At 70.3% G+C, this 12,462-nt stretch carries 10 protein-coding genes; 1 reads left to right on the top strand and 9 read right to left on the bottom strand.

All coding sequences use genetic code 11. The features are described 5' to 3' along the window. Window positions 1-263 precede the first annotated feature (263 nt). Window positions 264-2,507 carry an HNH endonuclease signature motif containing protein gene (locus tag CYJ26_RS00775; RefSeq protein WP_006549758.1) on the top strand — a complete coding sequence of 748 codons (2,244 nt, stop codon included), beginning with the start codon at window positions 264-266 and terminating at the stop codon, window positions 2,505-2,507. An 8-nt stretch (window positions 2,508-2,515) separates the two neighbouring features. Here the strand turns inward: CYJ26_RS00775 and rpe are convergent, their stop codons facing one another. The 9 genes from rpe to gmk form a co-directional block, all read right to left on the bottom strand. Beyond that, window positions 2,516-3,211 (bottom strand): ribulose-phosphate 3-epimerase, encoded by a 696-nt coding sequence (gene rpe, locus CYJ26_RS00770; RefSeq protein ID WP_006549759.1) that lies wholly within the window; start codon window positions 3,209-3,211, stop codon window positions 2,516-2,518. A gap of 14 nt (window positions 3,212-3,225) precedes the next feature. Next, on the bottom strand, window positions 3,226-4,809 hold the full coding sequence (locus CYJ26_RS00765; RefSeq protein ID WP_006549760.1) for an RsmB/NOP family class I SAM-dependent RNA methyltransferase: 1,584 nt from the start codon (window positions 4,807-4,809) through the stop codon (window positions 3,226-3,228). After that, window positions 4,809-5,780 (bottom strand): methionyl-tRNA formyltransferase, encoded by a 972-nt coding sequence (fmt, locus tag CYJ26_RS00760; RefSeq protein ID WP_006549761.1) that lies wholly within the window; start codon window positions 5,778-5,780, stop codon window positions 4,809-4,811. Before fmt ends, CYJ26_RS00765 begins: the two co-directional genes overlap by 1 nt. Before the next feature lie 9 nt (window positions 5,781-5,789). Then, on the bottom strand, window positions 5,790-6,449 hold the full coding sequence (locus tag CYJ26_RS00755) for an HAD family hydrolase (RefSeq protein WP_040319945.1): 660 nt from the start codon (window positions 6,447-6,449) through the stop codon (window positions 5,790-5,792). A 12-nt stretch (window positions 6,450-6,461) separates the two neighbouring features. After that, entirely contained in the window at window positions 6,462-8,549 is a 2,088-nt protein-coding gene (locus tag CYJ26_RS00750) for a primosomal protein N' (RefSeq protein ID WP_101637891.1), read from the bottom strand. A 144-nt stretch (window positions 8,550-8,693) separates the two neighbouring features. Then, window positions 8,694-9,905, bottom strand: coding sequence for a methionine adenosyltransferase (gene metK / locus CYJ26_RS00745; RefSeq protein WP_006549765.1), 1,212 nt, complete (start codon window positions 9,903-9,905; stop codon window positions 8,694-8,696). Between the two features lie 93 nt (window positions 9,906-9,998). Beyond that, window positions 9,999-11,327 (bottom strand): bifunctional phosphopantothenoylcysteine decarboxylase/phosphopantothenate--cysteine ligase CoaBC, encoded by a 1,329-nt coding sequence (gene coaBC, locus CYJ26_RS00740; RefSeq protein ID WP_006549766.1) that lies wholly within the window; start codon window positions 11,325-11,327, stop codon window positions 9,999-10,001. 6 nt (window positions 11,328-11,333) lie between these two features. After that, complete coding sequence (rpoZ, locus tag CYJ26_RS00735; protein WP_006549767.1) at window positions 11,334-11,750, bottom strand: DNA-directed RNA polymerase subunit omega; 417 nt, start codon at window positions 11,748-11,750, stop codon at window positions 11,334-11,336. 64 nt (window positions 11,751-11,814) lie between these two features. Next, a complete protein-coding gene (gene gmk, locus CYJ26_RS00730) occupies window positions 11,815-12,438 on the bottom strand; it encodes a guanylate kinase (protein ID WP_006549768.1) in 624 nt (207 codons plus the stop codon). Window positions 12,439-12,462: the final 24 nt, after the last annotated feature.

The raw sequence follows: 12,462 nt of genomic DNA, 5'->3' as shown, positions 1-12,462 counted from the left end.
AAAGCGACGAAAACTCTTGGAGCGTCCGTGCAGGAAGACGCATCGAGCCCGCGATGACGCGAGCCTCGCTGCTATCGACACACTCCAGGCATATCGTTTGTTGATCTTCACAATTCCAACGCAATTTCACCCAAGAGAGTCAATCGTGCACGACATCATCTCTCCACCGACTTATCCACACTTGTGCACATCTCCTCACCTCATCCACCATCATCCATTACCAAGTACTGGACAAGATCATATGAACGCTGCAGCCTGTACACATGTTCGATCCCGTGGGTGACACCCCCTCCTCCGGCCCGTCGTCGCGGCCTGCGCCGACGAGGGGCGCCCCGGACTGCATGAGTCAGGAGGATCGTCTAGCCGCCCTGGCTACCCTGCCGCCCGGCGGACTGCTGGCCTCAGCCCTCGAGCAGATCCTCCAGGCTGCGATCCCCCGCCCTGACCTCAGCGCGGACCGCGCCACCCCCGAACCAGACAGAGACCTCGCCAGCACCCAGGCGCTAGGTGCCGATGAGCGCACCCTGCTGCGCCACTGCCAGCTGGCTCCCGGTGAGCCGCTGTCCGCGGTTGAAAGCCTGGCTAGGCTGGGGCTGGAGACCCTTAGCGAGCTGGTTGCCGCGAGCCAGCGACTGGCCTCATGGTCCTGCTGGCTCCAGTCCCTGCTGGCGGCGGCGATGACTCACAGCGTCGAGGATGAGCCCCTGTCCGGAGACGACGCTGGTCTCCGTCCCGATCGTCAGTCCATCTCCTGCCTCACTCAAGGAGCTGAGCTCACTGTGGCCAGCGAGATCGCGTGCCGGCTCGGGATCTCCAGACGCCGCGCCGCTCAGCTCGTTGATCGGCGGCAGGCGCTGTGCCTGCCGGCGCTGTCGTACGCGGCAGGTCTGCACCGCAGCGGCCTCATCGACGCCGCGAAGACGGCGCTCATCGCCACTCGCCTCGCCCACGTCAGCCATGAGCTTGCCGTCCGCGTTCAGGAGCAGGTTCTGCCCCGCGCGCCGCACCGCACCCATACCCAGCTGGCCCGGGACCTCGACCGCGCTCTGGTTGCCAACGACCCGGAAGGAAGCCCTCAGCGCCGCCGCCGGAACGCGGAGAACCGGCATGTCAGCCGTCCACAACCCGCTGGCGAAGGACTCTCGGAGATGAGACTTCTCCTTCCTAGCCTCGATGCGGCCCTCGTGGACGCGACACTGGATGCCATCGCGGTCTCAGCCCGGGCCACGGGGGACGAACGCTCCGTGTCCCAGCTCCGTGCCGATGCCGTGGTCTCCACGATGCTGAGCCTCCTGCGGCACGAACAGCACGAAATGTGTCGCAGCGCCGTGCCCCCGCGCAGTGCCCTACCCGAGGCTCCGCCCAGCGCGACGCCCGGAGCCCTGCCCGATGTCCCGTACGGTGCTCTCGCAGGCGCCACGCCCAGCACCCTGCCTGGCGTCCCGCTCACCGACCTGCCTGACCTGTCCAGCCTGCCCGGACTGCCTGATCTGCCCGGACTGCCTGAGGACGCCCTCTCGCGCTCGGCCGTCAGCGAGCCCTCCGGCTCTCCCTTCCTCGCCGACGGCGTACCGCTCCTGCCGCTGCTGAGCAGACTCAGCGCGCTCGTCAGCTCCACGAGCCCGTGGTGGACGCCTTCCGGTAGCGGGCCGGTGCTCTTTCCTTCCGGCCTGCAGGTCCAGGTCGACGTGACTGTCCCTATCGACTATCTCCTCCAGGAGCCCTTCCCGCACGCCGATCTCCCGCATGCCAGCGCCGAGTCAGGTCGCCATGCGCAGGCCCGTCCCGGCTCATCTGCTACTCCTACTCCTCCAAGGCTGCTGTCAGGCGACCTGACTGTGCGCATCGGTCGCCAGACCCTCCCCGTCCCCTCCGCGATCGCTACGGCGCTGGCCGGTGGTGGCACCTGGCGCCGTCTCCTCACCGATCCGGTCTCCGGCGTCGTGCTCGACGTCGGGCGAAAGCGCTACCGACCACCAGCAGCCCTTGCTGAGGCCGTCCGGGCCCGCGACCACACCTGCACGCACCCAGGGTGCGCTGTGCCTGCACGCCGCTGCGACCTGGACCATGTCACCGCCTGGAGCATGGGAGGAACAACCTCCTTCGACAACCTCACGCTTCTGTGCCAGACCCATCACCGGCTCAAGCACACGCCAGGGTGGTCCCTCACTCGCCTCGACGACGGTGCGCTCCTGTGGCGTACACCGTCAGGTGCCCGTTACCGTCGCAACCCCGATGGCAGCATCCTCATGCTTCCACGCCGCATCGGCCCGCGCTCCTTCCATCAGCCGGCCCGGCCTGTTCCCGACCAGCTGGCGCAGGCAGTCGACGACGCCGTCCTGGCTCCCCTTGTCCAGACCCTGGAGAACCTGGCGCCCGGCGTGCCCTGGCAGGCCCGAGGACCACGTCCTGGTCAGCCCGTGGGCACCTGGAGCGCAAGGTCCTATTCCGCCGAGCTCCATGCACTTGGCCTAGATGTCTTCCTCGACGAGCTGGTGCCGTTCTAGGCGATGCTCTAGGCGATGCCCGTGGTACTGCGTCCTTCGCCGCTCACGGCCCCAGCCAGCCTGCGCAGCGTCGAGATCGCCTGGGCCGCGTCCTGGCTCTTGTAGACCGCCGACCCCGCGACGAAGACATCCGCTCCAGCCTCTGCTGCCCGCTCAATGGTCGTCAGTGAGACACCGCCGTCGATCTGGATGCGCAGCTGGAGACCCTGCGCGCTGACCATGGAGCGTGCTGCAGCGATCTTGCGCAGCATCGGCTCCACAAAGCTCTGCCCTCCGAAGCCAGGCTCGACCGTCATGATCAGGAGCATGTCAATCTCGCCCAGAAGCGGCTCGACCACCTCCAGCGGCGTCGTCGGCCTGAGCGCGATCCCGGCCTGCGCCCCCAGCCGATGGAGCTCCTTGACCAGGACGAACGGCGCGCGGGTCGCCTCAGCGTGCGCCGTCACCACCGCGCAGCCCATCTCCGCGTACTGAGGCGCCCAGCGGTCGGCGTCCTCGATCATGAGGTGGGCGTCCACCGGCAGGCTCGTGTGCTCCAGGACGGTCTGGGTGAAGGAGGGGCCGGCGAACATGTTGGGGACGAAGTGGTTGTCCATGACGTCCAGGTGCAGTCCGTCAGCGCTCTCGATCCGGGCCAGTTCCTCAGCCAGGTGCGCCTGGTCCGCGTTGAGAATGGAGGGGTGGATCGCGGGGGTGTTGCTCATGGGTCTCCTCGTTGTCAGGCTGTACGACGCAGCAGGGCGCAGAACATCGCGTCCGTCCCGTCCAGGTGCGGCCACAGCTGGAGCATCGGCCTGTCCGCGCCGGCAGGGGGAACCGGTGCCACACGCGTGGCCACGTCGCCAGCGTGCAGGACCTCGGCGCCCCGACCCTCACGTTCGAGACGCCGTATCACGTCGCGCACGACGAGCTCGGTCTCCAGCACGTGGGGCGAGCAGGTCACGTAGGCCACCAACCCGCCCACGCGAACCGCGGCCAGCGCGCTCACGAGCAGCTCGCGCTGGAGCTCAGCCAGCTCGGCTACGTCGGTCGGCTGCCGCCGCCACCGCGCCTCGGGCCGACGGCGCAGCGAGCCCAGGCCCGAGCAGGGTGCGTCGACCAGCACACGGTCGTACCTGCCAGGCTCGGCCTGTCCATACAGGCGGCCGTCATCACAGCGAACCTCGACCACGCCCTCAGGCACGGCCCTGACGCTGGCACGCACCAGCTCGGCACGGTGGGCGGTGACCTCGTTGGCCACGAGCCGTGCTCCGCGCTGCGCCGCCCGGGCGCCCAGCAGCGCGGCCTTGCCACCCGGCCCGGCGCACAGGTCCAGCCACCGCTCGTCGCGTCCTTCCACGGCCGCCTCGCTGAGCACCAGTGCCACCAGCTGGCTGCCTTCGTCCTCGACGCCCGCCGCGCTGGAGCGCACGGCCGGCAGTCGGCCCGGGTCTCCCCCGGGAAGGACGACGGCGTACGGGCTACGGTCACCCACATGGGCATGGCCGCGCGTGGCCTCCTCTGCCTCCTTGACCAGGTGCTCAGGGCTGATGAGGCCGGGTCGAGCGCACAGGACCACCTCAGGGTCGGCGTTGTCCGCCTCCAGCAGAGCCTCAAGCTCCTCCTGCGGCCGGTCATTGCTCGCCAGCGCCTGCCGCAGCGCCTTGACCACCCAGACCGGGTGGGAGTGCGTGGCCGACAGCGCGTTCAGCTCGTCAGCGGCCTGCTCGGTCAGCTCAGCCAGCCACTGCTCCAGGTCCTTCTGGCTGATCCGGCGCAGGACGGCGTTGACCAGGCCCGCTGCGCCGCGGCCGGCCGCGTGGGACGCCAGGTCTACAGTCGCCGAGACCGCGGCATGGGTCGCCACCCGCATCCCCAGCAGCTGGTGGGTCCCCAGGCGCAGCACGTCAAGGACGACACCGTCGAGCTGGTCCAGCCGGCGATCCACGCATTGAGCGATGATGGCGTCATACCGGCCCTGCAGGCGCAGCGTCCCGTAGGTCAGCGCCGTCGCGAATCCCGCGTCGCGGCGGTCCAGCCGCGCCGCATCCAGCATCGGAGGCAGGACCAGGTTGGCGAAGCCACCGTCCTGACGCACCTTGGTCAGCGCTTCCAGACTCACCAGCCGCGCTGCGTCCACCGTGCTCGGCCGACGGCGCCGGTTGGAGCCTTCCGCATCCGCCTGACCACGCTGACCACGCGTGCGGTTGTGGCGTCCGGAGTCATTGCCCTTGCCCCGTTCGCGTCCCTGCCCGCGGCGCTGCGCTCCTGCCTGGGAACGCCGACCCGCCTGACCTGAACGAGAACCTGCGTAGCCCGCCATCAGGCCGCACCGCCCTCGACGCCGAGCTGGCCGACGCCACCAGAGCCAAGGACCGCGCCGGCAGCCGGATGGGCGCCGCGGGCCCAGGCGTCAGCCGCCATCCACTTCTTGCCGGCTGGCGCCACCTGGCCTAGCCGCACGGCGCAGCCACCGGTACCGACCAGGACCTCATGCTTGGAGACCTGCAGCATGCCTGCTGGCAGGTCAGTGACCTCAGGCACCTGGGTGACCGGGCCTAGGCGCAGCCGCGCTCCCTCATAGGTGGTGTGGGCGCCCGGCGCGGGCGTGACGCCGCGGATGCGCCGGTCGATGGCGGCGGCGGTCTCGCTCCAGCGGATCTCACCGTCGGCGGGCGTGAGCACAGGAGCCAACGTGATCCCGTCCTCGCGCTGGGCCACAGGTGCTGCCGTCCCCGAGGCCAGCTGCTCCAGGACCTCATCCACCAGCGCCACACCCTTCTCAGCCAGGCGGGCGAGCAGGTCACCAGCGGTGTCCTCGTCCTCGATGCTGGCGGTGACATGGGCGTAGACCGGGCCGGTGTCCAGGCCCTCCTCCAGGCGGAAGACGCTGGCTCCTGTCAGGGTGTCGCCGGCGATGATGGCACGCTGGACCGGGGCGGCTCCGCGCCAGGCGGGCAGCAGGGAGAAGTGGAGGTTGAGCCAGCCGTGCTGCGGTACCTCCAGCAGCGCGGCCGGCACCAGGCGGCCGTAGGCGACCACGACGGCGACGTCAGCGTGCAGGCCGCGGACCCACTCCTGGGTCTCCTCCTCACGCAGGGTGGCAGGTGTGCGTACCTCCAGGCCGGCTTGGCGAGCCAGCGCTGCCACCGGTGAGGGGTGCAGGGTCCGGCCGCGGCCCTGGCGGGCATCGGCGCGGGTGAGAACCCCGACGACCTCGTGGGAAGGTGAGTCCATAAGCCAGCGCAGCACGGGCAGGGCGACCTCAGGGGTACCGGCGAAGAGAACACGCATGGGGCAAGTCTAGGGGCCGGTGTGCTCGCTAGGCGCGCCCGCGAGCAGGCCCGCCTCGGTCAGCGCCGCGCGCAGACGTCCTGCTCCCCGAAAGAGATGTCCGTGAAGGCCCAGGGCCTCAGCCGCGGCCACGTTGGCAGGCGAGTCGTCCACGAAGAGCGTGCGCCGGGCCTCCAGGCCGTAACGACGCAGCAGGATCTCGAAGATCTCCCGGCCAGGCTTGGTGACGTGCTCGACGCCGGAGACCACGATCCCGGTCGCCAGCTCCAGCTGCGGGCACAGATGACGGTTGGCCTCAAAGAGCTCGTCGTTGAAGTTGGTCAGCAGGTACAACCGGACCCCGGCCGCGGCCAGGTCCTCCATCACCTGGGCCGTGCCAGCGACCGGCCCGGTGAGGGTAGAGCTGAACCTGCTCCAGTACAGGCGCTGCAGCTCCAGCCAGTCCGGGCGCTGCGGGTAGGTGGCAGCCAGCTCAGCCTCGATCTGCTCGCGGGGCACGCCAGCATCGCACATCTCGTTCCAGCGAGCGAAGTCCCCGTGAGCGACGAAGTCCTCCCACTGCCTCATCGTGGCCCTACCTGGCAGCGCCCCGTAGGGGTCCCAGGTGTAGACCACGTTGCCGTAGTCGAAGACGACGGCGTCCAGGCTGGCAGCGTCATCGGGGCTCATGACCAAAGGCTCTCACCACAACACGGTCGGGTCGAGCTCCACGCGCACTGCCTCCTCGCGGTGGACCGAGCGCTCACGCAGCTCAAGGCGAAGCATGGTGGCCAGCTCGCGCCCCTGGGACAGGGGGACCCGGATCAGCGCTCGCGACTGCACCGAGGCAGCAGCTCCCTGTGCTGCAGGCCCAGCCGCCGAGGGACGCCGTAGCGTCCTGACGTCGACTGGCCCGAGTACGTCCCAGCCGCGCGAACGCGCCTCCTCCAGCACGGACTCCACCGCCTTGGGCGGCCCGTCCAGACGTGCGCAGCGCAGCGCCGGCGGCAGCCCGAGCTCTGTGCGCTCCGCCAGCTCCCGGCGTGCGAAGCCCGCGTGGTCCCAGCGCACCAGCGCCTGCGCCACCTGCTCGGCAGGCCCGCCGAGCAGGATGACGCGTGCCTGTGGCCGGGCCAGGACCACCGCGCCCGACCACCGCCGCAGGGCCTCGCTGGAGGCTCCCAGGTCCGGACGGGCCGACAAGGTCGCGCCGTCAAGCAGCAGCACCGCGTGGTAGCCGCCCTCCGCCACCGGCTCAGCCCCCGGGGTGGCGACGACGAGCCTGGGCCGGGCATCAACGGTCTGGATGACGCCATGATCCTCTCGCGCTCCGGAGACCACCACCGGCACCATCGGAAAGGCCCGTCCCAGCTCATCGGCCGTACGAGCCGAGCCCACGGCGACCATCCTCAACAGCGTGTGTCCGCAGGCCGAACAGGACCATGACGCCATCTGGCGCCCACACCACCGGCAGGAGACCTCACCACTGCGGCTCATCATCACCGGCCCTGCGCAGGTGGCACAGTGAGCCGGAGTCCGGCAGGAGGCGCAGGCCACCACAGGCGCGTATCCACCACGTGGTACCTGGACCAGCACCGGCCCGCTGTGGAGAGCCTCACGCAGCGCACGGTGTGCCAGGGAGGGGATGCGGGCGTAGCCGGAGGCGCCCTCGGCCTCCAGCTCAGGCGCACCAGGAACCTGCACCCGGGGGATGACGTGCCTGATCAGCTCACGCGGCGCCGTGATCTGCTCGGCCCATCCTTGAGCGACGTAGCTGTGGGCCTCGATGCTGCGTGAGTACCCGGCGATGAGCAGCCCTGCCTTCTCCAGACCGCTGCGCAGTGCCAGGACTGTCCGGGCGTGGACGTAGGGCGAACGTGGCTCGTCCAGACGATCATCACCGTCGTCCCAGATCACCGCCAGGCCGAGGTTGTGCACAGGGGCGAAGGCAGCGGCCCTGGTCCCCACGACCACGCGAGCGTGACCGAGCAGGGCAGCGAGAAAGGCCTTGTAGCGGCGTGCTGGACCGTGCTCGGCCGACAGGACGACCACCGGCTCCGCCTGCCCCTGCTCAGCCTCCAAGCAGGCCGCCAGGCGCGCAGCCAGGCTCTGTGCCCCAGCAGTGGTCGCGGTGAGCACGAGGGCCCCTCGGCCAGCCGACAGGGTTGCGCTCACGGCACGGGCGAGCAGCACCTGCCAGTCCTCCACCACCCCGGTGCGCCCGGGCAGTGCCGTCCACACCGCACGCGGAGCAGCTGCCTGAGCCAGGGCCTGAAGAAACTGCGGACCGCCGTCATAGGCCGCCCAGCCTGTCTCACCGTCCGCGGCAGGCGTGGGCAACGCCGGCACGCTGACCTCGCGGTCGCGCTCGGCGCGCTCGGTACGCGCGTGCCGCGCCGGCACAGCCAGACGCAGGACGTCCGCCCTGGTGCCCGCCGTGCGCTCGGCCACCGCCTCCACCAGCCGTCTGGTGGAGGGCGGGACAACAGGCAGGTCCGAGACCACCCGGCGCAGCGCGGTCAGGCGCCCGGTATGGGTGGTGGTACTCCCCCGCTCCCACAACCACCCGTGGACCTCCTGGCCGCCGAAGGCCACAGTGACCCGCGTGCCGACGGCCGCGGCGACGTCCAGCTCAGGAGGGACGAGGTAGTCGAAGGGACGGTCCAGGTGCGGCAGCGGGCTGTCCAGGATGACCCGGGCAACCGGGTCGACGACGCCGGGCACGCGTACCGTGCGCTCTGCCGGGGCCGGTACCACGAGCAAGGCATCCTGATGACCGCTCTGGCTCATCGTCATCCCCCCCCCCGCAGCCTGACGGTGTCCCTGTCCCTCGTCACTCTACGGCGTACCACCGACACGAATACCCGGCCGTGCCAGCGGCGTCCAGAGGCCAGCCAGTCCCATGGACCGGCCGGCCCCGCGTGCCGACCGGGATCAGGCGCCGACGGCCTGGCGCAGCGCCTCGGCCCGGTCGGTCTGCTCCCAGGTGAAGTCCGGACGACCGAAGTGCCCGTAGGCGCTGGTGGAGCGGAAGATCGGACGCAGCAGGTCCAGGTCACGGATGATGGCGGCCGGGCGCAGGTCAAAGACCTTGCGGATGGCCTGCACGATGCGCGCCTGGGGCACGGTCTCGGTGCCGAAGGTCTCGACGAACACGCCCACCGGGTGGGCCGAGCCGATGGCGTAGGCCACCTGGACCTCGCAGCGCCGCGCCAGGCCGGCTGCCACGACGTTCTTGGCGACCCACCGCATGGCGTAGGCCCCGGACCGGTCCACCTTCGAGGCGTCCTTACCGGAGAAGGCACCTCCACCGTGACGAGCCATCCCGCCGTAGGTGTCCACGATGATCTTGCGACCGGTCAGGCCGGCGTCGCCAGCAGGGCCGCCGATAATGAACTGACCCGAGGGGTTGACGAGCACCTCCAGGTTGCTCGTCGCCAGCTCCAGCCCCTTGGCCTCCTCGGCCTGGAGCACCGGACGCAGCACCTCATCCACCAGGGCGTCGCGCAGCCAGGCCTGGCTGCGGTCAGGATCGTGCTGGGTGGAGATCACGACGTTCTCCAGGCTGACCGCGCGTTCGCCGTCGTAGCCGATCGTCACCTGGGTCTTGCCATCAGGGCGCAGGCCCTCAACGATCCCCTGCTTGCGCACCGCTGCCAGGCGCTCGGCCAGACGGTGGGCCAGGTGGATCGGCACGGGCATGAGCTCGGCAGTATCGGTACAGGCGTAGCCAAACATCAGTCCCTGGTCGCCCGCGCCCTGGAAGTCCAGCGGGTCGAGGTCACCAGCATCGCCACGCACCTCCAGCGCCTTGTCCACTCCGGCAGCGATATCCGGGGACTGCTGGCCGATCGAGACCGACACCCCGCACGAGGCGCCGTCAAAGCAGACCTCGGAGGAGGTGTAGCCGATCGCGACGATCTCGTCGCGCACGATCTGGGGGATCTCGACGTAGGCCTCCTCGGTGGTCACCTCTCCGGCCACATGAACCAGTCCCGTGGTCACCATCGTCTCCACAGCCACGTGCGCAGCCGGGTCCTGCTCCAGGATCGCGTCGAGGATGGAGTCGGAGATGCGGTCACAGACCTTGTCCGGGTGGCCTTCAGTAACGGACTCGGACGTAAACGGACGCAGGGAAGAGATCACGGGCTCACCCTACCGGCGGCGTGCGACGCGAACGAGGTCCCCCGGGCCGGCGCCGATGTGGATCGCGGCACGTCATGGACGCTGACGCTGGCCTCAGCGCGTCTGCCCGTCCCGCGCGTCCAGGCGCTCGGCAACCAGACCCACCAGCGCCCGAGCGACCTCAGCCTTCGACCCGCTAGCCTCCGCCACCGGCTCGCCCACGCGGTCCAGAACCACGACGCGGTTGGGCACGTCCCCGAATCCCGTGTGCTCGCCCACGGCGTTGACCGCCAGAAGATCCGCGCCCTTGCGGCGCGCCTTGGCGGCACCGTGCGCGAGGACGTCACCCTCACCGTCCCCGGTCTCGGCCGCGAAGCCCACGACGAGCGTGCGCCCGTCCTGGCGCGGCGGATCAGCGACCAGCTCGGCCAGGACGTCTGGGTTCTCCACCAGCTCGATCCTCATGCCTCGCTCGCCGGTGAGCGAGCCTGCCGGCTGCCCGTCCAGCGTGTGCTTCTTGATCTTCGAGGATCGCACCTGCGCCGGACGGTAGTCAGCCACCGCCGCCGCCATGACGATGACGTCGGCGTCCTGACCCGCCTGACGCACCGCCTCGCGCAGCTCCAGCGCGGTGGAGACCTGGACGACCTCGGCCTGCGCCGGCAGGTCACGCAGGACCTCGGCCTCGATATTGGCGGCCACGAGGGTCACCCTCGCACCAAGCCGGGCAGCCTCGGCCGCCATCGCCACGCCCTGGCGCCCGGAGGAGCGGTTACCCAGGTAGCGCACCGGGTCGATCGGCTCGCGAGTCCCCCCGGCCGAGACGACGACGTGGCGGCCCGACAGGACCTGTGCGGCGCCCGCCGCCTCCTCCTGGGTGAGCACCGCCAGCGCCTGGGCTACGACCCGCTCGGGCTCTGGTAGGCGTCCGAGCCCTGAGTCGCTACCCGTCAGGCGCCCGGAGTCCGGGTCGATGACCTTCAGGCCACGACGGCGCAGCGTCGCCACGTTCTCCACCGTGGCCGGGTTCAGCCACATCTGGGTGTGCATCGCCGGCGCCAGGACCACCGGGGCCGTCGCGGTGAGGATGGTGGCCGTCAGCAGGTCGTCGGCGCGGCCGGCGGCCACGCGGGCCAGGAGATCGGCCGAGGCGGGGGCCACCAGGACCAGGTCCGCCCACTCCGCCGTCGCCACGTGCTCGACGGCGGCCGGGTCGTCGAAGACGCCCGTGCTCACCGCACTGCCAGACACCGCCGCCAGGGCAGGGGCCCCGATGAAGCGCAGGGCCGCCTGGGTAGCCACCACCTTGACCTCATGACCGGCCTGACGCAGCAGGCGGATGATCGTGGGGGCCTTATAGGCAGCGATGGAGCCGGAGACACCGACGACGACGCGCCGCGGCCCGTCCAGGGCCGCGGCGCGCTCACTGATCACCGACGCCACGTCGGCTCAGAACTGGATGTCGTCCAGGCTGGTGGCGGCGTTGGAGCCGTCCTCACCCTCGGCCTCGCCCAGCGTGACCGGAGAGTCCAGCGAGATATCGGAGAACATGTCCGCCTCAGCAGCACGACGGGCCTCTTCGGCCTCAGCGCGGCGGGCACGGGCAACGTCACCGGGGATGACCTCGAGCTTGTCCTCGACGATCTCGCGCAGGGCGATGCCCAGCGGCTTCTCCTCAGGGGCGACCTCGACCAGCGGGCCGAAGTACTCCAGCTGGTTGTCCTCCAGCTGCTGGGTGTAGCTGTTGATCTGACGAGCGCGCTTAGCGGCCTCCACCACGAGCCCGTACTTCGAGTCGACCTTCTCCAGGAGGTCGTCGATCGGCGGGTTCGTGATGCCCTCCGGCTTCGGGGAGGTTCCGAGCATGTGCGTGACCTGCTTTCGTCATCGTGTGCCCGGCCGTGTGAGGCCAGGCGGTAACCGGGACAGTCTAGCCTGCCAGGCCAAGAAGAGACTCGAGCTCGCTCGTGGCACGCGCCACGGTGTCGTTGACGATCGTCACGTCGAACTCCCCTTCGGCCGCCATCTCCGTGCGGGCGGTAGCCAGGCGCCGTTCCTGCTCGGCCGCATCCTCGGTGCCACGGCCCCGGAGCCTGGCCACCAGCTCCTCCCAGCTGGGAGGAGCAATGAAGACCAGCTGGCATCCCGGCATGGAGCGGCGGACCTGACGTGCGCCGTCCAGGTCGATCTCCAGCACGGCAGGCCTGCCTGCCGCCAGCTCCGCCTCCACCGGACCGCGCGGGGTGCCGTAGCGGTAGCGTCCGTGGACCAGGGCCCACTCAAGCATCTGCCCGTCAGCCACCAGCCGGTCGAACTCCTCGTCGGTGACGAAGTGGTAGTGGACCCCGTCAACCTCTCCGGGCCTCGGAGCCCGGGTGGTCGCGGAGACCGAGACGAACAGGTCCGGGTGACGACGGCGCAGCTCAGCCACAAGCGTGCCCTTGCCCACCGCGGTGGGGCCGGCGATGACGGTGAGCGCCGGCGTCGGCCGATGTGACGCCGGGGAGCCCGGGGCGCAGGTCGTGGGATGGTCGGGTAGGGAGGGGAGGCTCATGCCACCATCATGCCAGGCGAGCCG

Origin of the sequence: Actinomyces urogenitalis (assembly GCF_002861525.1) — a bacterium.
Classification (GTDB): domain Bacteria; phylum Actinomycetota; class Actinomycetes; order Actinomycetales; family Actinomycetaceae; genus Actinomyces; species Actinomyces urogenitalis.
This window is presented reverse-complemented; position numbering and strand designations above follow the sequence as displayed.

What these genes read in the sequence shown, in the direction of transcription:
- CYJ26_RS00775 (WP_006549758.1), top strand. Translation starts at nt 264, where the DNA reads ATGTTCGATCCCGTGGGTGACACCCCCTCCTCCGGCCCGTCGTCGCGG.
- rpe (WP_006549759.1), bottom strand. Translation starts at nt 3,211, where the DNA reads ATGAGCAACACCCCCGCGATCCACCCCTCCATTCTCAACGCGGACCAG.
- CYJ26_RS00765 (WP_006549760.1), bottom strand. Translation starts at nt 4,809, where the DNA reads ATGGCGGGCTACGCAGGTTCTCGTTCAGGTCAGGCGGGTCGGCGTTCC.
- fmt (WP_006549761.1), bottom strand. Translation starts at nt 5,780, where the DNA reads ATGCGTGTTCTCTTCGCCGGTACCCCTGAGGTCGCCCTGCCCGTGCTG.
- CYJ26_RS00755 (WP_040319945.1), bottom strand. Translation starts at nt 6,449, where the DNA reads ATGAGCCCCGATGACGCTGCCAGCCTGGACGCCGTCGTCTTCGACTAC.
- CYJ26_RS00750 (WP_101637891.1), bottom strand. Translation starts at nt 8,549, where the DNA reads ATGAGCCAGAGCGGTCATCAGGATGCCTTGCTCGTGGTACCGGCCCCG.
- rpoZ (WP_006549767.1), bottom strand. Translation starts at nt 11,750, where the DNA reads ATGCTCGGAACCTCCCCGAAGCCGGAGGGCATCACGAACCCGCCGATC.
- gmk (WP_006549768.1), bottom strand. Translation starts at nt 12,438, where the DNA reads ATGAGCCTCCCCTCCCTACCCGACCATCCCACGACCTGCGCCCCGGGC.